General features: G+C 42.0%; 22 protein-coding genes and 1 pseudogene. 7 read left to right on the top strand and 16 right to left on the bottom strand.

Annotated features, from left to right (window positions below):
- The first annotated feature begins 79 nt into the window (after positions 1-79).
- The 4 genes from QFZ87_RS23445 (at position 80) to QFZ87_RS23430 (ending at position 2,720) form a co-directional block, all read left to right on the top strand.
- Entirely contained in the window at positions 80-1,015 is a 936-nt protein-coding gene (locus QFZ87_RS23445) for a dipeptidase (RefSeq protein WP_309866941.1), read from the top strand.
- A complete protein-coding gene (locus QFZ87_RS23440; protein ID WP_309866939.1) occupies positions 1,012-2,031 on the top strand; it encodes a P1 family peptidase in 1,020 nt (339 codons plus the stop codon). Before QFZ87_RS23445 ends, QFZ87_RS23440 begins: the two co-directional genes overlap by 4 nt.
- A gap of 13 nt (positions 2,032-2,044) precedes the next feature.
- Positions 2,045-2,275, top strand: coding sequence for an excisionase family DNA-binding protein (locus tag QFZ87_RS23435; RefSeq protein ID WP_309866936.1), 231 nt, complete (start codon positions 2,045-2,047; stop codon positions 2,273-2,275).
- 73 nt (positions 2,276-2,348) lie between these two features.
- Positions 2,349-2,720: a DUF488 domain-containing protein gene (locus QFZ87_RS23430; protein ID WP_396133947.1), complete on the top strand. Its 372-nt coding sequence runs from the start codon at positions 2,349-2,351 to the stop codon at positions 2,718-2,720.
- 72 nt (positions 2,721-2,792) lie between these two features.
- Here QFZ87_RS23430 and trhA read toward each other — a convergent pair whose 3' ends face one another.
- Positions 2,793-3,440: a PAQR family membrane homeostasis protein TrhA gene (trhA, locus tag QFZ87_RS23425; protein WP_309866934.1), complete on the bottom strand. Its 648-nt coding sequence runs from the start codon at positions 3,438-3,440 to the stop codon at positions 2,793-2,795.
- A 128-nt stretch (positions 3,441-3,568) separates the two neighbouring features.
- Here trhA and QFZ87_RS23420 point away from each other — a divergent pair, with 128 nt between their 5' ends.
- On the top strand, positions 3,569-4,153 hold the full coding sequence (locus tag QFZ87_RS23420) for a DUF1836 domain-containing protein (protein WP_309866932.1): 585 nt from the start codon (positions 3,569-3,571) through the stop codon (positions 4,151-4,153).
- Positions 4,154-4,209: 56 nt separating this feature from the next.
- Here QFZ87_RS23420 and QFZ87_RS23415 read toward each other — a convergent pair whose 3' ends face one another.
- The 3 genes from QFZ87_RS23415 to QFZ87_RS23405 all read right to left on the bottom strand — a co-directional run bounded on the left by QFZ87_RS23415 (position 4,210) and on the right by QFZ87_RS23405 (position 6,873).
- A complete protein-coding gene (locus QFZ87_RS23415; protein ID WP_309866930.1) occupies positions 4,210-4,368 on the bottom strand; it encodes a hypothetical protein in 159 nt (52 codons plus the stop codon).
- Between the two features lie 44 nt (positions 4,369-4,412).
- On the bottom strand, positions 4,413-5,915 hold the full coding sequence (locus QFZ87_RS23410; RefSeq protein WP_309866928.1) for a glycosyl hydrolase family 28-related protein: 1,503 nt from the start codon (positions 5,913-5,915) through the stop codon (positions 4,413-4,415).
- 208 nt (positions 5,916-6,123) lie between these two features.
- Positions 6,124-6,873, bottom strand: coding sequence for an RDD family protein (locus tag QFZ87_RS23405; RefSeq protein ID WP_309866926.1), 750 nt, complete (start codon positions 6,871-6,873; stop codon positions 6,124-6,126).
- Positions 6,874-7,088: 215 nt separating this feature from the next.
- Between QFZ87_RS23405 and QFZ87_RS23400 the strand changes: the two genes are divergently transcribed.
- Together QFZ87_RS23400 and QFZ87_RS23395 are read left to right on the top strand one after the other, a co-directional pair.
- Complete coding sequence (locus QFZ87_RS23400; RefSeq protein ID WP_396133988.1) at positions 7,089-7,340, top strand: DUF3892 domain-containing protein; 252 nt, start codon at positions 7,089-7,091, stop codon at positions 7,338-7,340.
- A 29-nt stretch (positions 7,341-7,369) separates the two neighbouring features.
- Positions 7,370-7,946 (top strand): annotated as a pseudogene (locus QFZ87_RS23395) (GNAT family N-acetyltransferase).
- 31 nt (positions 7,947-7,977) lie between these two features.
- Here the strand turns inward: QFZ87_RS23395 and leuD are convergent.
- The 12 genes from leuD to QFZ87_RS23335 form a co-directional block, all read right to left on the bottom strand.
- Entirely contained in the window at positions 7,978-8,559 is a 582-nt protein-coding gene (leuD, locus tag QFZ87_RS23390) for a 3-isopropylmalate dehydratase small subunit (protein WP_309866922.1), read from the bottom strand.
- Between the two features lie 3 nt (positions 8,560-8,562).
- Positions 8,563-9,981 (bottom strand): 3-isopropylmalate dehydratase large subunit, encoded by a 1,419-nt coding sequence (leuC, locus tag QFZ87_RS23385; RefSeq protein WP_309866921.1) that lies wholly within the window; start codon positions 9,979-9,981, stop codon positions 8,563-8,565.
- 102 nt (positions 9,982-10,083) lie between these two features.
- Positions 10,084-11,190 carry a 3-isopropylmalate dehydrogenase gene (leuB, locus tag QFZ87_RS23380; protein WP_309866918.1) on the bottom strand — a complete coding sequence of 369 codons (1,107 nt, stop codon included), beginning with the start codon at positions 11,188-11,190 and terminating at the stop codon, positions 10,084-10,086.
- A gap of 54 nt (positions 11,191-11,244) precedes the next feature.
- Positions 11,245-12,789 carry a 2-isopropylmalate synthase gene (locus tag QFZ87_RS23375; protein WP_308081000.1) on the bottom strand — a complete coding sequence of 515 codons (1,545 nt, stop codon included), beginning with the start codon at positions 12,787-12,789 and terminating at the stop codon, positions 11,245-11,247.
- Positions 12,776-13,807, bottom strand: coding sequence for a ketol-acid reductoisomerase (gene ilvC / locus QFZ87_RS23370; RefSeq protein WP_309866915.1), 1,032 nt, complete (start codon positions 13,805-13,807; stop codon positions 12,776-12,778). Before ilvC ends, QFZ87_RS23375 begins: the two co-directional genes overlap by 14 nt.
- Positions 13,808-13,834: 27 nt before the next feature.
- On the bottom strand, positions 13,835-14,356 hold the full coding sequence (ilvN, locus tag QFZ87_RS23365) for an acetolactate synthase small subunit (protein WP_309866912.1): 522 nt from the start codon (positions 14,354-14,356) through the stop codon (positions 13,835-13,837).
- Entirely contained in the window at positions 14,353-16,080 is a 1,728-nt protein-coding gene (gene ilvB / locus QFZ87_RS23360) for a biosynthetic-type acetolactate synthase large subunit (RefSeq protein ID WP_309866910.1), read from the bottom strand. The genes ilvN and ilvB overlap by 4 nt, the downstream gene beginning before the upstream one ends.
- A gap of 516 nt (positions 16,081-16,596) precedes the next feature.
- Entirely contained in the window at positions 16,597-18,267 is a 1,671-nt protein-coding gene (gene ilvD / locus QFZ87_RS23355) for a dihydroxy-acid dehydratase (protein ID WP_309866908.1), read from the bottom strand.
- Between the two features lie 11 nt (positions 18,268-18,278).
- Positions 18,279-19,187, bottom strand: a complete 909-nt coding sequence (gene ilvE / locus QFZ87_RS23350) for a branched-chain-amino-acid transaminase (protein WP_309866906.1) — start codon at positions 19,185-19,187, stop codon at positions 18,279-18,281.
- A 363-nt stretch (positions 19,188-19,550) separates the two neighbouring features.
- On the bottom strand, positions 19,551-20,279 hold the full coding sequence (locus QFZ87_RS23345; protein ID WP_309866904.1) for an exonuclease domain-containing protein: 729 nt from the start codon (positions 20,277-20,279) through the stop codon (positions 19,551-19,553).
- Positions 20,272-21,258, bottom strand: a complete 987-nt coding sequence (locus QFZ87_RS23340; protein ID WP_309866902.1) for a DUF294 nucleotidyltransferase-like domain-containing protein — start codon at positions 21,256-21,258, stop codon at positions 20,272-20,274. The genes QFZ87_RS23345 and QFZ87_RS23340 overlap by 8 nt, the downstream gene beginning before the upstream one ends.
- Before the next feature lie 80 nt (positions 21,259-21,338).
- Complete coding sequence (locus tag QFZ87_RS23335; RefSeq protein ID WP_309866899.1) at positions 21,339-22,598, bottom strand: ammonium transporter; 1,260 nt, start codon at positions 22,596-22,598, stop codon at positions 21,339-21,341.
- Between the last annotated feature and the right edge of the window lie 140 nt (positions 22,599-22,738).

The raw sequence follows: 22,738 nt of genomic DNA, 5'->3' as shown, positions 1-22,738 counted from the left end.
TGAGCTAGGACATTCTATACCTAGCTCTTTTTGTTATGATAAAATTTTATAAAAGACACGCGCGAGGAGACTATTCTAAATGAATATTATAGATTTACACTGTGACGCATTACTGAAACTTCAAGAAGCCAAAGGGGCCCTTCGTTTTGCAGATGCACCGGAATTACAAACCAATAAAACCCGATTACAACAGGGGCAAATCAAGGTTCAGTGCTTTGCGATTTTTATTGAACCTGATATAAAGGGCGACCAAAAATTTCAAGTTGTCCTTGAACAAATTGATTATTTTTACAAGGAAGTGCTTGGGAGAAACCCGGATATGGTTCACATCAAAGAATGGTCTGATTTTGACCGACTAAAAATTGGCCAAATTGGGGCAATGCTGACGCTTGAAGGCGTAGATGCTATTGGCAACGATTTAGCAAAACTACATATTCTTTACCGTTTAGGTGTTCGTTCGGTGGGATTGACCTGGAACCAAGCTAATCTTGCTGCAGATGGCGCAGGTGAACCACGCGGGGCAGGCCTGACTCTTTTTGGAAAAGAGATTGTTGAGTTTAATAACGAGCATCAGATCCTGACAGATGTTTCCCATTTAAGTGATAAGGGGATTTGGGAGATTATTGAGTTAGCCAAGTATCCTATTGCGAGCCATTCCAATGCAAGAGCACTTTGTCACCACCCACGTAACCTAACAGATGATCAGGCGAAAGCGATGTTTGCTAAGGGTGGACTGATTCATGTGGTGTACCATCCACCGTTTGTAAAAGAATCTGGAGAGGTAAAAATTACTGACTTGGTGAAGCATATTGATCATTTTTGCTCGTTGGGTGGGGTAAGGCAAATTGGCTTAGGCTCCGATTTTGATGGAATCTCTACGTTTATTACCAACCTAGAAGATGCCTCTAAGAGCCAAAATCTGATTAATGAACTATTAAAGTATTTTACAGAGGACGAAGTGAAAGGCTTTGCTTATGAAAACTTCCTTAACCACCGCCCAGGGATTAAGCGATGAAGGTAAGGGAGGCTAGCATTAATGTTGGGAAACTGCCAACGGGTGTAAAAAACTGCATTACTGATGTAGAAGGAGTCCTAGTTGGTCATGTAACGTTGGATTACCCGCTTGACGAGAGTGGAGCCGAATATGCCTGTACGGGAGTAACAGCTATTTTACCGCATAACGGAAATTTGTTTAAGGAAAAGGTAACGGCAGCTAGTTATGTCATTAATGGTTTTGGGAAAACGACTGGACTTGTTCAGGTGAATGAATTAGGCGTTCTCGAATCGCCCATCATGTTAACGAATACCTTTGCAGTACCTGCTGTAACGCAGGGGGTGCTGGAGTACATGCTTAGAGAGAATCCTGAAATTGGCGACACCACAGGGACCATAAACATTGTGGTTGGTGAATGCAATGATAGCTACCTGAATTCTATAAGGCGTTTTCCAGTGAAACCGGAGCATGCAATTGAAGCAATCAATAATGCGACTTCCACCCAGTCAGTAGAAGGAGCCGTTGGGGCAGGAAAGGGTATGCTGTGCTTTGGCTATAAAGGTGGGATTGGTTCATCCTCTCGTATCGTTGAGGAATACACGGTCGGATGCCTTGTTTTAAGCAATTTTGGAAAAAAAGAGGAGTTGCAAAGGTATCGCTATGCCGGGGGAGAAGGGTTATCTGAAACTTCGGACGGGTCCATTATCATTGTATTGGCCACAGATGCTCCGCTAAGTGACCGGCAAATACAACGGCTAGCCAAACGCTGCGGGATCGGTCTTGGTCGGACTGGCAGTCATTTTAGTCATGGCAGTGGTGATATTGTCATTGCGTTTTCAACGGCTCAAAAAATAGCTCACTTTTCAGAGGATGTTCTTGAAACCCGAGTCCAGCTTCGTGAGGATCATCCAATTATGAATCAACTATTTACGGCTGCTGCCGAAGCGGCAGAGGAAGCCATCCTAAATTCACTGTCTCAAGCTGTCACTACAAAAGGGAGATTGGGACGAGTGGTCAATCAGATAAATTTTCAATAGAGGAGTAGTAAATTTGTATCTTACTATAAAGGAAACAGCAGAATATCTAGAGATGCCAGAGGCAACCGTTAAAGGTCTCATTCAACAAAAGAAAATACGCGCCGTTTTTGATGGCGAGCAGTATCTGGTCAACAAAGACCAATTCAGCACCCATCTAAAACAACTGGAAAAATACAAGGAGCTAATCGAAGAAATCCTAAACGAACCCATCCCAGAAAGTATCGACGTTAAAGACGAGGATTAGGTGTCAGGCACCAGCCGTGGACACTATCCATCCTGAGAAGACACTTATATCATGGGGATTATGGTGAGGTGATATGATGAATAATATTTTTCTTAAGAGGGTTTATGAACCGTATGATGATATGGATGGCTGTCGGATATTAATTGACCGGTTGTGGCCTAGGGGGATATCTAAAGAGAGTGCGAGATTGTCATTTTGGTTTAAGGATATCGCTCCAAGCAATGAGCTGCGGAAATGGTTTTGTCATAAGCCAGAATTGTTTAATGGGTTTCGAAAGCAATACCTTAATGAACTTCAGTCTGATGAACAAAAGCGACAGATGATTGAGCAAATCATTGATTTGAGTACGAAAGATAGGGTTACACTTCTGTATGGTGCAAAGGATCCTGTTTATAATCATGGAGTAGTTTTGTTCGAAGAATTAAAGGGGATTGTAAATCACTAGAAAAGAAAAAATTGAAAGCATTAGTGAAATGGGGCTGACACATTAAATGTCAGCCTCTTTATTCTTTTTTCATTATATGACGTACAAAAACACAGATAAGAAATGTGCCAGGCTTCCTAGTAAGATGAAAATATGAAAAATTTCATGAAATCCTAGATATTTTGTTTCTAAGAACTTCGGTTTTGCCCCGTATATGACCCCGCCAATTGTATAAAAAATCCCCCCGAGTATTAGTAATACTAAGCCCATTGGATTTAAGCTACCTGTTAGTGGAGAAAAAACAAAAACAATCATCCAGCCCATGGCAATATACAATGCAGTAGATATCCAGCGTGGGCAAGTAAACCACACCATTTTAAAAACAACCCCACTAATTGCAACACTAGAGATGATAGAAAATAAAATGGCCCCTGTTTTTCCATTCAAACTGATAAAACAGAAAGGCGTATACGTTCCAGCAATCAGTACAAATATCATTGAGTGGTCGAGCCGTCTCAAAAAAGCAATTACTTTGTCCTGAGCAATAACCATATGATAGGTGGCCGAAGCGGAATAAAGCAGGATCATGCTAACCCCGAAGATGATGACTGCTGTAATAGCCAGTGGGGAGGGATCCGTCATTGCGGTTTTGATGACCATTGCGAGGAGTCCAACAAAGGCTAAAATTGCTCCAGCTAAGTGAGTCAGTCCATTAATGGGTTCACGAATATAATTGTTCATTTTAATTCCTCCTACACATCATGTAGTTTCGATAACTACTTATAATGATACTCGTGTAATCATACCTAGTCAACAACTATTTCTTTATGTATAATGAAAATATAATGAAGATGAGCGGGGTTTACGGAATGGAACATATTAACCAAATTATTAACCAACTTGGCTTGGAGACGAACTTAACTTTGGATGATATTCCAAAGATTGATTTATATATGGACCAGGTCATTCAATTATTTGAAAGCAAATTTAAGGAAACAAAACGGAATGAGGACGAAAAGGTTCTCACCAAAACAATGATCAATAATTATGCAAAAGGGAAGTTAATTTTTCCAATTCAAAATAAGAAATATTCCAAAGAGCATCTGATTCTAATTAGTCTGATTTACCAGTTAAAAGGGGCGCTTTCCATCAATGATATTAAGGTAACCCTTGACGGGATTAATAAGATGATTGTAAAAGAAGAGTTGGATGTTGAATCTTTTTATACAAGCTATCTTCATTTAACCAGCCAGAACGCGGTTGATTTTAAAGAGGACATCGAGCAAAGAGTGATGGAAGTAAAAGGAGAAATTACGTCGTTACAGAGCGAGGATTCTGCTTATCTTGAACAAGTGTTGATGATTTCTTCGCTTGTTCATATGAGTAATTTATACCGAAGAGTGGCAGAAAAGCTTGTCGATGAATTAGAGGTTGAAAAAAGGCATAAGAAATGACGTGTGTATTGGCACACGTCATTTTATTTATTAAATCTCTTTCACTCATAAATAAATTAATCCTTGTTGTTGGTCGTAGTATCTTCACCAGTAACTGGGTGCGGCTGGCCGTAGCCTTCAACATTACCCGCATGCTCTCTGTGATATTCTGATCCGGAGCCTTGACGATTATTTTTACCTTGTTGCTTTTCATTTCCATTTGCTTGATATGACAAAAAATCTCACCTCCTAAACACATCTTAGAATGCTTATTATTTGTTTAATTATTCAAGGGCTGAAAAACTTTGATATTTCTAAGCTTGATAGAATCTGCACGATTGTTGCCACCATAAACTTTTATATTTGCTCCAGCATGAGTAAAATCTTTAAACGAGATGTTGTTTAGAAGCACATTTCGAGCACGGTATTGAACAGCAATTACCGGATTTCCTTGATAGTCGTAATTAGCTTCTCCGATTAAAGTAAAATGATTAATCACCACATTTTTATAAGCTGAAATCACCATGCCGCGGGGAGTGGAATCTTCATATAACGTTGAAAAAACAGGTCCGATGGCAGCCAAATTCACTGCCAAAATGTTAAAAGCAGTCAATGATTCAGCATCGGAAGCTTTATGGTGACCGATATGTCGGAAGTTAAAGGAACGGTTATCGTTGACAGAGATATGACCCACGATTATCACATTTGAAGCTGCGGAGGAATTTTGATGGGCTTTAATTTCTACCCCGCCAAAGCATCTAGCAGATGAATTATTCACCAACAGCACATTTCTGGATCCGTCATCCACTTCAATTCCGTTTGAATTGGAATGGCCTTTTTGGTGGGCTCGTCCACTAGGGTCGCACATATGCGAATGAGAAATCCAAATATAATCACTATGGTGAGTGGTGATTCCGTCATCACCAAATCCATAGCCGGTAACATTGTCCAGCCAAACGTACTTACTGCTACCACGTGCACGGTATCCATCACCTGCGTAATTGTACAAGGTGGAGGAGATATCAAAGCAATGAAGCCCAGGATTGATTCCTTCCACATCCTTAACCCAACCATACGTCACATTTGCGTATGTTAAGCAGCTCGAATGGTTCCCCCATGTACTTGTTTTTGTTACATCGCCTAGCCTTTCAACATTCCAGTCTAAACTTAATCCCTTAATGAAAAGATGATGGTTGCCCCGCCAATGGTTTGCGTTGGTTACTAGTCTTGTACCTTTTGAAGCCTGTTGATTGAGCTTAATCGTAGTAACTCCTTTACCGGAACCCTCAAGCCATGTCCATGAGGGCAGTTTGATCCCTTTTGTCAGAAAAACTCCAGGTGGGACAATGACTTTTACACGTCCATTACCAATGGCCTTTTTAAAAGCGGCACTGCAATCTGTGATACCATCTCCAACCGCACCAAAATCCATGACATTTACTTCACGGGTTATCTGCTTTTTCAATCGGATGTATTCTGTATCAAGCGTATCCTTCCAATCTGGGAATACCATTCCTTCATCATCAACTAGGATTCTCGTTGGTTTCAAAAGACGTGAAGGTTTTGCGAGTAGACGAAATAAGCCTTCCGTTACTTTTTTTAAAAAAGGTGACGGTTGGGAAGGTTTCTTACTAGCTGTAGGGACAACCGCTTCGTTTAAACATTGATCAAATAACTTTTCTGCCTCGATTACCGCTTGCCGAATATCCAGTTGTATTCCTGTGATTTGTGAAAGCATCTCTGCATTATTTAGAGGGTCGTGCGATTTATCTAGGGAAATCATTCCTCTCACTCCTAAAAATATCCTTATTTACTAGTATACCCTCTGAGCAAGGGGAATCACGCTAATAGGTTTAGGTTGGGGCTTGAAGAGAATTATTTTCTCAAGGAGAGAAATTTGAAAGCCCTTCCATTTTTGGTTATGGAGGGCTTTTGTTTTTGAAATTATGATGGGTGGATTTTTTGTTCAATCATTCACAAAATAATTTACTTCAGATGATCAGTCCAGCGACTAATAGAGAAATCGGAAACAAACTGACGAATACGATCCGTGCGAAACTTACTTTGCCGTATAAAACGACTGTACCTATCTGATTGTCCCATGTGGACCTTCCATTTTTTTTAAGATCGGAATAGGAAAAATAAAAGCAAATGAAATTTATTAAGGGGATTCCAAATCCCATTCCGGCTGCTGTTACAAAGATACTTCGCTTAAGGGCCGTAAAAAAATCTATATGTTCGCCATTGACCATTCGCAGCCTTGCATTAAGTATGGTCTTACCTAAAGTATTTCCAAAAATAGAGAGAATGGAGGCCTCTACTAAAATATAAAGAACGAGACTGAACATGAAAATGGCGATGCCTGATGATTCAACGATAAATCTTGGAGAGAAGACGGATACCAATGTAATGAGAAACAATGAAAACAAGGAAAGATCAAAAAATCGTGCCAGGTAACGGACAACGGGCCTTCCATTTGGATAGGTCTCTTTTTTGATTTCCTCCCATTCACTTGCTAAGTTAATCGGAGATTCATCCTTCTCTCCGGACTTCAAGATAGTGTCAGGAAGTAGGTTAAGGCTTTTCACCCTTTGCCAGCCTTCTAGTTCCTTTGTCCATATAAACGTTTCAGCTGTTAAAATACCTTGTTCCAACAATTTTTTTAATTCAAATATACCTACAGGTCCTTGTTGTTGATGATCTCGAATGTAAAACCATGCATTTCCTTCTGACGGTTCCATTTTATCACCCCCAATCAGGTAAATTATACCACGTGAGGTTTGAGGTGAAATTTATTAGGGGAATACAAGTATGAACAGTTTTTGACAATTTCAGGACGAGGGATAATTTTTCATAAAGGAAAAATACTAACAAATGTTCGGAGGTGGAATCAATGGAACAACAGGATTTTGAAAAAATCTACGAAGAATATAAGCAGCAAAGTGAACAAGAAGCCATGCTTCAGGCAAATCAGAGTAATTCTGCTGGTAAAGAAGCGTTAGTTGCCGTTAGAAAAAATGAGGATGGAGATATTATTGCTTTTAAAACAAACACTGGACGAGAATTGGATTATGTAACAGCCTTGGATGAAGCGAAGGCTGGAAAAGTAGCGCACGTTGATGTCTTTCATAAATATGGTAGAGATATTATCCGAAGTGAACCTGATGGTATCAAGGAAAACAATCTCGACCAGTTACCTGAATTTTAGAGTAAGCGAAAGTATGAAAGGGGAATCCCATGCATTGGTATGAAAAGTTGAATCAATATTTTCCTGTTGAAGAGATGAAATCACGAGAGCACATGGAAACCTTGCTGAAAGAGCGCTCAGAAATCTATCATAAAGATGAAGGCCCTAATCATGTCTTGATGTATGTTGAATTAGATAATTTTATTTTTATCGATTATTTATTTGTATCCAAAAATGCCCGAGGTGAGGGACTAGGGCATAAACTAGTTGGAAAAGTTGAAACAGAAAGGAAAGCCAATCATCCTTGAAGTGGAACCAGTTAATTATGAGGATAGCGATACTGAAAAAAGGCTCCATTTTTATAAGCGGGAAAAGTTTGAGCATGCAACTTCGATTGGTTATGAGAGAAGGTCTTTGGCAACGAATGAAATTAACAGGATGGAAATCCTGTACTGGGCACCAAATGATGAATCAGAAGAAATGATTTTTGAAGCGATGAAAAAAACATACGACATGATCCACACCTATAAGGATAAGCATTTCTATGGTGAGTCGTACCAGCCGGTGGAGGATGTACTTTCCTTTGATGAGGAATCGGACAATAAAAATATATTAGATCCTATCTAAAAATGAGCCTGGAATCCCAGGCTCATTCAAATTAACGTGCTAATTCATATTGCTTAATTTTATCCTGATAGGTTAAAGTAACCCCAATCTCATCCCAACCGTTTAGAAGCATTTGTTTAGGATACGGAGCGATATCAAAAGTCATCTCGAATCCCGAGTTGTCAAACACTCTTTGCTCCTCAAGATTGACTGTTAGCTTGTAGCCCTCGGCTTCAGCGTTTTTCATAATGGTTTGTACCTGTGATTCACTTGCTTGAACGGCTAGAATTCCATTTTTCACACAGTTATTTTTAAAAATATCGGCGTAGCTAGGTGCGATGATTACCTTAAAGCCAAAATCCTGCACCGCCCACGGTGCATGTTCACGGGATGAGCCGCAACCAAAGTTCTCACCGGCAACCAAGATGGAGGCACCTTGATATTTTGGCAGATTCAAAGGGAAATCAGGCCGTAGATTGCCAGCATCATCAAAGCGCCAATGATAAAAGAGGTATTGACCAAAGCCACTGCGTTCAATTCGCTTCAAAAATTGCTTCGGAATAATTTGATCCGTATCTACATTTGGCCTGTTTAATGGACATACAAGGCCTTGGTGAATGCGTAGTGGTTCCATATGCTAGATAACCTCCTGAGCAGTAAATTGACGGACATCAACAAAATGACCTGCAACTGCAGCAGCTGCAGCCATTTCTGGACTGACCAAATGGGTCCGTGCGCCATTTCCTTGACGCCCTTCAAAGTTTCGGTTAGAAGTGGAAGCACAGCGCTCGCCTGCAGGAACGATATCATCATTCATCGCTAAACACATACTGCAGCCGGCCTCTCGCCATTCAAAGCCTGCCTCTTTAAAGATGACATCCAAGCCTTCCTTCTCAGCAGCCAGTTTTACACTAAACGAACCGGGCACCACGATAGCGGTAACAGAAGGGCTAACCTTTCTGCCGCGCACGACTTCAGCTGCTTTTCGTAAGTCGCTTAACCTGGAGTTTGTACACGAACCAATGAAAACATGGTCAATTTTAACGTTGGAGATAGGTTCTCCAGCCGTAAGTCCCATATATTCAAGAGCCCGGTTAATTTCGTCTCGCTCGCTTGGTCTATCAACATCATCTGGACTTGGAACATTAGCTGTAACAGGAATGCACATGCCAGGGTTTGTTCCCCACGTCACCTGTGGCTCGACTTCCGCTGCATCAATTTCAACCACAGCATCATAAGCTGCGCCTTCGTCTGTCGCAAGTGATTGCCACTTAGCAACAGCTTCTTCAAATGCTTCTCCTTGTGGTACATGGCGGCGTCCGCGTAAATACTCAAACGTAGTTTCATCAGGAGTGATCAGACCCGCTCTCGCACCAGCCTCAATCGACATATTGCAGACAGTCATTCGCTCTTCCATGGACAAGGCTCGAATCGCTTCACCTGTGTATTCCATCACATAACCCGTTCCGAATTGAACGCCGAACTTGCCGATGATGGCTAGAATGAGGTCCTTGGCTGTTACACCAACCCCAAGTTTGCCGTTTACTTTTACATTAAGAGTTTTTGGCGGTGCTTGCCAAAGCGTTTGAGTGGCAAGTACATGTTCCACTTCACTTGTGCCGATTCCAAAGGCAAGGGCTCCGAATGCACCATGTGTAGAGGTGTGACTATCCCCGCAAACGATCGTTTTTCCAGGTTGGGTGAGGCCAAGCTCAGGACCAATGACATGGACAATACCATTATCGGGATGATGAATGTCAGCAAGTGTAATACCAAATTCCTGACAGTTTTCCTGTAAGGTGTCGATTTGTTTTTTCGAGATTGGGTCATTAATGACAAGACGTTGACGGGTAGGAACATTATGATCCATCGTTGCGTAAGTAAGGTCTGGCCGGCGGACTTTTCGTCCATTTATACGTAAGCCCTCAAATGCTTGAGGAGAGGTCACTTCATGTACGAGGTGTAAATCGATATATAATAAATCCGGTTTTCCTTCTTCTTGATGGACCACATGCTGTTCCCAAATTTTTTGGATAATATTTTTTGGTGTTTGCATAGCTTCCTTCCTCACGTTCAAAGATTTTTGCTGCTGAAAAATTTGCAGGAAATCCGCTAGGCAATCGTTAAAGAACAAGCCTGACGGATTCTGCTTCACCTATTAAAAATAACAGCTGGCGATACACTTGGATGCGTTTTGCGATTTAATGTAATCTACAATCAGTTTTGTCATTTCTACTGTTCCTACAAGGCGCCCATCTGTCACTTGGAGATCCCCCGTATGGAAGCCGGCATCGAGTACAGACTGGACGGATTCTTCAATAACCTTCGCTTCATCATCCAATTGGAAGGAATAACGTAGCATGAGAGCAGCCGATAAAATCATCGCCACTGGATTAGCAACTCCTTTTCCAGCGATATCAGGAGCGGAGCCATGAACAGGTTCATAAAGACCAACACCATCTTCACGTAAGCTGGCAGATGGAAGCATGCCGAGTGAACCGGTTAGGACGGATGCCTCATCACTTAAGATGTCTCCGAATAGATTCTCGGTAACGATGACGTCAAAGTGAGTTGGGTTCGTAATCAATTTCATTGCCGCTGCATCAACTAACACATGTTCAACTGCAACATCCGGATATTGAGCTTTTTTCTCCTCGACCACTTCGCGCCATAACTTACTCGATTCAAGGACATTTGCCTTGTCAACAGAAGTTAAGTGACCGCGCCGCTGCTGGGCAGCTTGGAAGCCTTTATCTACAATTCTTTCAATCTCATTACGTGTGTAAGCAAGTGTGTCTACTACTGCGTTTCCGTTGTCACGGCGTTCACTTGGTGTCCCGAAGTAAAGGCCGCCAGTTAATTCACGTACAATAAGGAGGTCGCTGCCAGATACCACTTCTTCCTTTAATGGTGATGCATGGAGGAGATTTTTAAATCCCTTGATAGGTCTTAAGTTTGCATATAAATCAAGGGCCTTACGAATGCCAAGCAAGCCACGTTCTGGTCGTAGATGGGAAGGATTCTGATCCCATTTAGGCCCACCTACTGCACCAAGCAGTACAGCATCTGCCTGTTTACAGGCATCAACGGTTGCTTCTGGAAGGGGAGTGCCGTATTGATCAATGGCTGCTCCTCCGATTTCATGGGTCTCGAAGCTGAATGAATGATTATATTCTTCTGCTACGGCGCTTAATACTTCTCTTGCTGAATGAATGACTTCCTTACCGATTCCATCACCAGGAAGTAAGACAATATGTTTTTTCATTAGAGCAACCTCCTCAATTTTTGTAAGATAATGGCGCTGTAAAAGCCCCAACATTTAAGAAATAGCTGTTTCTTTCACTAATGCTTTGTGGGTATAGAAAACACGGTTGACTGCGTTTAAGAATGACTTGGCTGATGCTTCTAAGACGTCCTGTGCTGAGCCGCGGCCGCTGACTTTGGTACCGTTAACGGTCATTTTCACGTGAACTTCTGCTAGGGCATCGCGGCCTTGGCCAACTGAACTCAATCTAAAATCCGTTAGATGAATTTCTTCTTTAATGAGGGCTTCTAATGTGTTCATTAGCGCCTCAACACTTCCTGACCCTGTACGCGCGGTTTCTACACGAATTCCTTCCGGAGTAGTTAACGCTACCGTCGCAGTAGGGAGATTGGCTGAACCGTATTGTACTTGGAAAGCAACAAGCTCGTATTTTTTCACATCTACTGATGTTGTTTGGATATCAGTTAAAATTGTAAATAAATCCTCGTCCGTTACTTCTTTTTTCCGGTCGGTTAATTGTTTAAAAGCAGTGAAGGCTTCACCTAGTTTTTCAGGAGAAAGGGTATAGCCCATTTGCTCAATTTTGTCTTTAAAGGCATGTCTGCCGGAGTGTTTTCCAAGGACTAAATCATTGGATTTAACCCCAACTAATTCAGGTGTAATAATTTCATAGGTTAAGGTGTTTTTTAACACGCCATCCTGGTGAATACCTGACTCATGGGCGAAGGCATTTTTTCCAACAACCGCTTTGTTAGGAGGAACCAACATGCCTGTAAAACGGCTGACAAGATCGCTCGTACGTTTGATTTCTTTTAATACTAGATTCGTTGTGTAAGGATATTTATCTTTTCGGATGTTTAAGGCTACAGCAATCTCCTCTAGAGAAGCGTTACCGGCCCGTTCACCAATTCCGTTAATCGTGCCCTCTACTTGTGTCACTCCATTCTCTATGGCAGCAAGGCTATTTGCTACCGCCATACCTAGGTCATCGTGACAGTGACAGGATAGGGCTACTTTATGAATATTAGGTACGTTTTCTCTAATGTAGCGGAACATGCGACCATATTCTTCCGGTGTGGTATAACCAACTGTATCTGGAAGGTTGATGACGGTTGCTCCTGCATCGATAACCTTTGTAATAATCTGAACGAGAAAATCAAGGTCAGAGCGGGAAGCATCCTCTGCAGACCATTCTATCTGCGGGAATCTTTGGCGCGCATATGCGACCATATCGACCGCCGTTTGTGTCACTTGTTCCGGTGTTTTCATTAATTTATATTTCATATGGATAGGGGAGGTAGCAAGAAACACATGCAATCTTGGCTCAGCTGCATCTTTTAAGGCATCCCACGCAATGTCAATGTCTGATTTTGTCGCGCGTGCCAAGCCTGTGACGGATGCGTTTTTAATTGTTTGGGCAATCGCTCGTACTGCTTCAAAATCTCCTTGTGAGGAAGCCGGGAAGCCGGCCTCCATAATATCTACACCAAATCGTTCAAGCTGTCTCGCAATTTCTAACTTTTCGAGCTGGTTTAAATTCACACCTGGGGACTGCTCACCATCGCGTAAGGTTGTATCAAAGATGTTAACGTGAACCATTTACCACCACTTCTTTCTTTGCATTTACTGGTTTTTTAATGAAAGGCATTAATGCACGAAGCTCTCTGCCAACAGTCTCGATTTGGTGATTGTTTTCAGCGCGGTTGATGGCGTTGAATTGTGGGCGATTTGCTTGGTTTTCAAGGATCCAGCCTTTTGCAAACACACCAGTTTGGATATCTTTTAATACTTCCTTCATACGGGCTTTTGTATCTTCATTTACTACGCGTGGTCCTGAAACGAAATCTCCCCATTGTGCTGTGTCAGAGATCGAGTAACGCATGTTTTCGAATCCACCTTCGTATAAAAGGTCCACGATTAATTTCAATTCATGTAAACACTCGAAGTACGCAACTTCAGGCTGGTATCCAGCTTCTACTAGAGTTTCAAAGCCTGCTTTAATTAGGGCAGTTGTACCACCGCAAAGGACAGCCTGTTCTCCGAATAAATCTGTTTCTGTTTCTTCTTGGAAAGTCGTTTCTAACACGCCTGCACGAGCAGAACCAATTCCTTTGGCGTAAGCAAGAGCTACTTCACGCGCTTGACCAGTGTAGTCTTGGTAAACCGCATAAAGGGCAGGAACACCAGCGCCTTCTGTGTATGTGCGTCGTACTAAATGTCCTGGTCCTTTAGGTGCTACTAGGAATACATCCACATCTGCTGGAGGAACGATTTGGCTAAAGTGAACGTTAAAGCCGTGGGCAAAAACAAGAGCGTTTCCTGCTTCTAGATTTGGTTTGATACTTTCTTCGTACACTTTAGGCTGCATTTCGTCTGGAAGAAGAACCATGACCACATCTGCAACAGCTGTTGCTTCTGCAACTGAACGAACATCAACTCCATCTTCAACTGCCTTATCCCATGATTTACCGCCTCTTAGACCAACCACTACATCAAAGCCGCTTTCTTTTAAGTTCAGGGCATGTGCATGACCTTGTGAACCATATCCGATTACTGCAATCTTTTTCCCTTGTAAAACTGCCTCTTGAATATCTCCGTTATAAAGTACTTTTACCATTATGAATCATCCTTTCAGGAATAGTTTTTATTTTAATAGTGAGTAAGTAGCTAGTTCGTTTACTTGCGGCTGATGACCTCGTTGGAGGGCAGTCAGTCCAGTTCTGGCAATTTCTTTAATGCCGTATGGACGGAGTAGCTCTATCAAGGCATCGATTTTATCAGGACGTCCGGTGATTTGGACGGCTAGACTATCTTTGCTGACATCGATAATTAAGGCACGGAACGGATCAATAATTCCGTTGATTTCACTGCGGAGCTGACTGCTGCTGGCTACCTTGATGAGGGCGAGCTCTCTTGCAACAATCGCTTTATCCGTAATATCAGAGACTTTTAATACATCAATTTGCTTGTTTAATTGTTTCGTCACTTGTTCAAGACGCTGGTCGTCTTCGACCTCGACAACTAAGGTCATTTTGGAGACGCCTTCTGTTTCAGTCGGCCCAACAGAGATGCTTGAAATATTGAATTGACGTCTTTGAAGGAGGCCAGTGACCCGGTTTAGTACACCGCTTCGGTCTTGAACAGTGGCTGTTATGATCCGTTTCATGGTTTCACCCCGATCATTTCATGGATTCCTTTGCCTGGTGCAATCATTGGAAACACTTTTTCCTGTTGAAGCACGCGGCAATCAACAAGAACTGGGCCATTGTGTGCAAAAACTTCTGGTAAGACAGTAATGAGTTCTTCCTGAGTGTTCACCTTAACACCGCGAATCGAGTAGCTTTCAGCCAGCTTGACGAAATCAGGCTGGGTATGAAGAATAGATTCAGAAATACGGTTTCCATGCAGTAGTTCCTGCCACTGGCGAACCATTCCGAGTGCCCCGTTATTAACGATGATGATTTTAACAGGAAGGTTTCTTTCATAAATGACCGATAATTCCTGAAGGGTCATTTGGAAACCGCCGTCTCCTACAATTGCAACAACTGTACTTTCTGGTGAGGCAATTTGTGCCCCAATGGCTGCAGGGAAGCCAAAGCCCATAGTTCCAAGTCCACCTGATGTAATCCAGCGATGCGGTTGCTTAAAGGTGTAATACTGTGCAGCCCACATTTGATGCTGACCTACGTCGGTTGCAACAATGGCATTTCCATTTGTTACCTTATGCACGGCTTCAATGACCCACTGTGGACACATTCCGTTTGGATCATGTTTATACCAAAGCGGATATTCCTGTTTATACTGTTGGAGGGTTGCAAGCCATGATTGGTGTTCCGGTTGTTCGACTTCATGCTGTGCTAATTCCATTAACGCCTCGCGTGTATCAGAAACAATTGGAATTTGAGTTGGTATGTTTTTTCCAATCTCGGCAGGATCAATGTCGATATGAGCTACCTTTGCATGTGGTGCAAAGTGTTTCAGATTCCCTGTTAAGCGGTCATCGAAGCGTGCACCAAAATTGATAAGTAAATCACAATCATGCAAAGCCATGTTTGCCGCATACGTTCCGTGCATTCCACCCATTCCTAAAGAGAGAGGGCTGTCAGCAGGGAAGGCGCCTAATCCTAATAGCGTGGTGACTACTGGTAGGTCGTATTTTTCAGCAAGTGCAGTTAGTTCAGCTGAAGCCTTTCCGTGAAGAACTCCTGCTCCTGCAAGTACAACAGGTTTCTTTGCTTTAGAAATAGAGTCTGCTAGTTTTTTAATCTGCAAAGGATTTGGTTTAGTAGTTGGCTGGTAGCCTGGTAAATGAATACTCGCTTCTTTTGGTTCTTCTGTTAATACTCCTGCTGAGATATCTTTTGGAATATCGACTAAGACTGGACCTGGTCGGCCGGTAGAAGCAATATGGAAAGCTTCCTTCACGATTCTTGGCAAATCGGCTATGGATTGCACTTGGTAGTTATGTTTGGTGATTGGTGTTGTAATAGCCATCACATCAGCTTCCTGGAAGGCATCTGTTCCGATGACACTTCGTGCAACCTGCCCGGTAAATACCACGAGTGGCAGGGAATCCATCATAGCATCTGTAATTCCAGTAACCAGGTTAGTAGCTCCTGGTCCTGAAGTGGCAATGACTACTCCAGGTCTTCCAGTAATCCGGGCATATCCTTCAGCAGCATGAATCATACCTTGTTCGTGGCGGAAAAGGATGTGGTTGATGGTTCCTTTTGCCCGATAGATGGCATCATAGATCGGAAGGACTGCACCTCCCGGATACCCAAATAACGTATCAACACCTTCCTGCTTCAATAAATCGATTAGAAGGTCGGCACCAGTTTTGGGTTCAGTACTGGTTTGGAATTCCAGCTTTTTTGCTTCTACTTTCACGTCGTAATCCCTCCTTGTGGATATTTGAATATTTGAAAAACTCAGCGTATGGCTGTGGTTTATAAAACAATCTTCCTAAAATAGTAAAAAAGGCCCTATTTTCCCCGAATAGACTGCAGTGAAGTTCATCAATAGCAGAATAATCGGGGAGAAAAGGCCTTTCTTTTTCTCGGTACCACCCGGTTTTTACAGCATTCTTACGAATACCGCCTTATGAAGCGACAACAAATAGAATAACGCTTCTTTTGGTAACAGGTGTTAAGAAACAACACCTGATTGAGCCTACTAAGTGTAACCGTTCAGCCCAATACTCAGGGATGATGTCGGAATAAGGTGCATTACTGGGCTTCCAGCAACCCCAGCTCTCTGAAAATGCATATTCTTATTCCTTTTTTCCCGTCATCGATTTATCGTATTTGGTTGTCAAGGATGGAACGAATGGTTTAGTACCTTTACTTCTCTGTGGAAGGGGAGGGGTACTAGAGAATCCCTTTGTCTATCAAACTTTTCGAAATCTTATATTTTCATAACCCCGCCCGTATTAGCGGATGTAACAAGCTTTGCATATTTTGCTAGATAGCCAGATTTAATTTTTGGTTCTGGCTTCACCCATGCTTTACGTCTTTCAGCTAACACTTCATCATCAACAAGAAGTTCAATGGAACGACCTTCAAGATCAATGAGGATTTTGTCACCATTTTCAACAAGAGCGATAGGACCACCTTCAGCTGCTTCTGGTGAAATATGGCCGATAGAAATTCCTCGACTGGCGCCTGAGAAACGCCCATCTGTAATGAGGGCAACTTCCTTGGCTAAACCGCGGCCAGCGATTGCGGAAGTAGGTGCAAGCATCTCTGGCATGCCCGGTCCGCCTTTTGGACCTTCGTAACGAATAACGACAACATGACCTGATTTTACTGTTCCGTTATTAATGTTTTCCTGTGCCTCATCTTGTGACTCAAACACAATTGCTTCACCCAGAAAGGTCTTAATGGACGGATCCACCGCGCCAACCTTGATAACACCACCATCTGGAGCAATATTTCCATAGAGGATGGAGAGGCCGCCAACAGGGCTATATGGATTATCTTTCGTACGGATGACCATTTCATTAGTGATTGTTGCATCTTTCACATTTTCTTCAAGCGTTTTTCCGGTAATGGTTAAGCAGTCTTTATGTAGCGCACCTTCGAGTTTATAAAGCTCGTTGATTATCGCGCTAACCCCGCCGGCCCGGTGAACATCATCCATTGAATAATCAGATGCTGGCATAATCTTTGCCAGATAAGGCACTTTTTCCGCGATTTTGTTAATATCACGCAAATCATATTCAATACCGGCTTCATGAGCAATGGCTAATGTGTGTAAAACGGTATTCGTTGAACCACCCATTGCCATATCCAAAGCGAAGGCATTATCAATTGCTTCTCTTGTAATAATGTCACGTGGACGAATATCCTTTTTTACCAAGTCAACTAAATGTCTAGCTGCCTGGCGAATGAGTTCGTGTCTTTCTTCAGAAGTAGCAACGATTGTTCCGTTGCCAGGAACCGTCATTCCTAACACTTCCATGAGGCAGTTCATGGAGTTGGCTGTAAACATTCCAGAACAAGAACCGCATGTAGGGCAGGCTTCAGTTTCAATTTCAAGAAGCTGCTGCTGACTAATGGTGCCGTTATGGTAAGCACCCACACCCTCAAATACAGAAGTGAGGGAGAGGTTTTTCCCTGTGGAAGGAGATACACCTGCTTCCATTGGACCACCTGAAACAAAAACAGAGGGGACATTTGTTCTTGCGGCAGCCATCAGCATTCCAGGTGTGATTTTGTCACAGTTTGGAATGTAAAACACACCATCGAACCAATGGGCATTAATAACTGTTTCGGCACTGTCGGCAATAATCTCACGGCTTGGGAGGGAATAGCGCATGCCGATATGTCCCATCGCTATTCCGTCATCAACGCCAATTGTATTAAATTCAAAAGGAATTCCACCAGCTTCACGGATGGCCTCTTTTACAATCTCACCGAAATGATTAAGGTGTTTATGTCCGGGAATAATTTCAATGAACGAGTTGCACACTCCGATAAACGGTTTTTCTAAATCACTCGTTTTTACCCCAGTGGCATATAAAAGGCTGCGGTGGGGGGCACGGTCGATTCCCTTTTTAATCATATCGCTTCGCATGTATCTATCTCCTAACTGACAATGGCATGGTTTGCACCTTCAGGGTAACAAGCCACTCCGTCTGTTGTGACAATTCGTCTAAATTCTTTTAATAGTTCGGTCGTAACTTCACCAGGTTTCCCATTTTTGATGACCCGTTGATCGACTTCAATAACGGCAATGACTTCAACGGCTGTTCCTGTTAAGAACACCTCATCAGCCACATAGACATCATGTCTAGTAAACGGTGATTCTCTCACCTCGTAACCTTTGGCTCTTGCCACATCAATGATGGCGTTCCGAGTAATTCCTTCTAAAGCTCCTAAGTAAACAGGAGGGGTGTAAATGACACCATTCTTTACAATGAAGATATTGTCAGCAGATCCTTCAGTTACATAACCTTGGTCATTCAACATAAGGGCTTCCTGAACCCCTACTTGATTGGCTTCTAATTTAACAAGGATATTATTTAAGTAATTAAGCGATTTAATTTGTGGACTTAGAACATCTGGGCGATTCCTTCTGCTCGCTACGGAGGCTATTTTAATTCCATTTTCGTAAAATTCCTTTGGATACATGGTTAGTTCCTCAGCAATAATGATTACGTTTGGATTGGAGCAGGATGAAGGGTCCAGGCCTAAATTTCCTCTACCACGTGAAACAACGACACGAATATAGGCGCTGTCCAGCTGATTTTTTCTAATGGTCTCAACAACTAATTGCGTCATTTCCTCCTGTGTATATGGAATATTCAGCATAATGGATTGAGCTGATTCGTACAGTCTTTTCAGGTGAGCGTCGAGTCTAAAGACGTTTCCGCTGTATACACGAATGCCTTCAAATACTCCATCTCCATATAAAAAACCGTGATCATATACTGAAATAACAGCATCCTCTTTCTTGACGAACTCGCCGCCAAGGAATATCCATTGACTTCCCAACCTAACCACTCCTCTTTAGTGATAAACCGCTTTAAATGATTAAATATTTTTTTAAAAAGAATTCCCTTGCCCATCGTTGAAAACGTGATGTGCAAAGGCTGTGTAAATGTTTAGATGATTATTTTCGATAATCATACAACCAAAAGATAACATGGTCAACATTAAAATCTGACAATTCAAAACAGTCAAAAAAATTGGTAGCGTTTTCATTCTTGTTCTTATAGGAAAAAGGAGGGGAAAAATTTTTAAAAAAATTTTTTAAATAGAGAGGTTGGGGGGGAAATATAAGAGGTTCGCGATTGAAATGATTAAAAATATTAATGATAATGATAGAAGAAAACACTTTTAGGATAGTGTTTTCTATTAACCTATTTTAGCGAGGTATTCATACACCTCCTGTAAATTACGAAATCCTTTTATTTGGGCCTGCTGCAAAAAATAGCCCCAAATTTGTGCCGTCATCGTGGCATCCCCGAGGGCGTGATGCCGATTTTTTATTTCAATTTCACATTGAGTACAAACCTCTTCAAGGGGTAAGGATTTGAAAGAAGGGTTAAAAAGTCGAATTAAGAACGACGTATCTATAATTCGGTGATTAAATTTTGTTCGTAAAAGGTCCCAAGTCATTTTTTGCATAAAGGATTGTTCATGATTTGCATGGTGTGCGATCAAAATATCACTATTAATAAACTTTATAAATTGGATTAAGACATCCGATGCAGGCGGTGCCGCTCGCAACTCCGATTCTTGAATATTAGTAAGTGTAGAAACTTCTTCCGAAAGTGGAAGGTCCGATTGAACCAAAGAATAGAATGTTTCTGACTCTTTGATTTGGCAGCCCACCATCTTCACAGCTCCAATGGAAATCACTTGATCCCCTTTGTCTGGATAAAATCCAGTCGTTTCTAAGTCAAACACGACTACTTTCAATTCATTAAGAGGGGAGTCTAAGGTACTTTTTTGTTTCATTTCTCTTTGTAACTGTCTAAGAAAAGCGATTTGCTGTGGAGTCGTTTGCCCTTGTACCCCTGCATAAATAGTAGGACTCAGCTTACCCGATATTTGTTTGAAAAATTGGATCATCTCATTCATCCCCATAATAATCTTCCTTCTCTAGTAACTTTCTAACGGTATGATAGAGGGTGGCTCCACTCTTTATGATTTCTTTTATCTCTTTCGTTTGATCCTTCGATAAACGGTTGATGGGCAAGTAGTGACCGGAATCATAATCGCTTGAATGACAAAATAAAAGCCGGTAGTTAAGCAACCGTGAAAATTGATCGATATAGAACTCTCTTTCTTTAGCAGACAGCCATGTCGCATGTATTTTTTCTAATCGCGATAGAGTAGATGTTTCCAACACATTCTCTTTAATAGCTGCCAACCGTACGGCATTCACATAGGGTAAAAAGCCGAGTTCTTTCAGGTTTAATGAACCTGTATGGGGGCCGTGTGTCTCTACTAAAAGCTGACCTAACACGTTTATTCCTTTTTTCAGATGCAATGTATTATTGAGTAATTTTGTATGAAGATGTTTTTTGTTAACCGTTTGATAGATTTGTTGTTTTAACACACTCACATACTCATCTTCACCATAAATTGACCGAGCATCAAGAAAAATCAGCAGATACCTGATGGACTCCCAGGACGCTTCCATTGTCCACTTCGCAAGCTGTTCCTGCCACTCGGTTATGGATTTACACCAAAAAGGATTACCTGCCATGATTCCCCCGTCACAATAAGGATATCCAGCTTGATAAAGTCCTTTTGAGATTTCTTTTCCAAGTGCCAAAAAATAAGGCTTTCCCTCTTCACTTAGATCCTGATAAACGATCCCATGATCCTGGTCGCTCCAAATCGATTGCTCTTGGCGGCCAGCACTGCCCATGACAAAGAAGGAGAAGGGAGAGGGCGGGGGACCGAAGCGAGCGGAAATCTGATTGATAGCTGCTTCTAAAACTTTAGTCAAAATTTGATGATGTAGTTTGTTTAATTGAAAATGATCATGTGAGACTTGTAGTATATGAGACTTTCTATAATTTCCTATGTTTTTGTATGTTGTAGAATCCATCCTTACCACCTCCTATCGAAAATGAAAAAGGCAGAGGCTGACCCGCATGAATGGGAGTCAGTCTCGCCGGATTCACTTTATTATTGTGCCTTTCTTTGCTCAGTTGTAAGCAATTCTGGGTATCCATAGCTACCATGCTCGCTCATATCGAGGCCGATGATTTCCTCTTCCTCTGTTACACGCAGTCCATTCATAAACTTTTTCATTAGGGCGAGTAAGATAAACGAAACAATGAAGGCGAAGGCTGCACAAGTGAATACGCCAAGTGCTTGAACGCCCAGCTGGTGGAATCCTCCTCCGTAAAATAACCCAGGCTTTCCAACAGTGGCTAATTCTTTTGTTGCAAAGAACCCAGTGGATAGGGTCCCCCATACACCAGCCGTTCCATGCACAGACAAGGCTGCTATCGGATCATCAATTCCTCTGCTTTCAAAGAACCGAATGCTATAAAAAACGAGGATGCCGGAAATAAAGCCTATTAGAACAGCAGCCCATGTATCAACAAATGCACAAGAGGCTGTAATAGCAACTAAACCAGCTAACGCGCCGTTTAACATCATAGGTACATCAGCTTTACCCAATACTATCCAAGAAATAATCATTGCAGCAACCGTTCCAGCTGCAGCCGCTAGATTCGTATTAATGGCTACGAATCCGAAAAATCCTTTGTCAACGGATAGGGTACTACCTGCATTAAATCCAAACCAGCCAACCCATAAAAGTAATACGCTTAACGCAGTGAAGACTTGGTTATGACCGGAAAGGTTATTGGCTGAACCATCTTTATTAAACTTCCCAATCCGAGGTTTTAAGAGAATAGTAGCCGCAAGAGCTGCCATTGCTCCTGTTAAGTGAACAACCGTTGAACCTGCAAAATCCTGTTTTCCATGTTCAGCTAACCAGCCACCTCCCCAAATCCAGTGAGCGATTGGAGGATAGACGATGACTGAGAAAAGTACGGCAAAGACAAGGTAGGCACTCAATTTAGCACGTTCGGCAAATCCGCCAAATGCGATGGTTAATGAAATTCCTGCAAAAGCTAATTGGAATAAAAAGAATACCGAACCAGATAATGATAAGCCTTTGATATCATACCCGGAATATAAGAAGTCGGAAAAACCAATGATAGGATTTCCTTTCCCAAAGATCAATCCATACCCTATTGCCCAAAACACGATGGAGCTTATTCCAAAGGTAAGGATGGTTTTCCCCGCAATATGTCCTGCATTCTTCATTCTTGTTGATCCGGTTTCAAGAAGGATGAACCCTCCGATCATTAAAATAACGAGTACAGCACTAACCATTACCCATAAACTGTTCATTAAAAATAAAGTATCCATTTTTCTCCCCCTTTAGAATAATGTTAATTTTTTTAACATTTGGTGTAGTTGTATTTTTACATGAATAAGTGGCTGAATCTATAAATATGTAAGGTTATCTAACATGGTTTTTAATGGATGAGGTATTTTGTGAGGTTGAA

The sequence above is a fragment of the Bacillus sp. SLBN-46 genome, assembly GCF_031453555.1.
In the GTDB taxonomy this organism is placed as follows: domain Bacteria; phylum Bacillota; class Bacilli; order Bacillales; family Cytobacillaceae; genus Neobacillus.
Note: the sequence above shows the minus strand (reverse complement) of the source record. Positions and strands in the feature narration are given on the sequence as shown.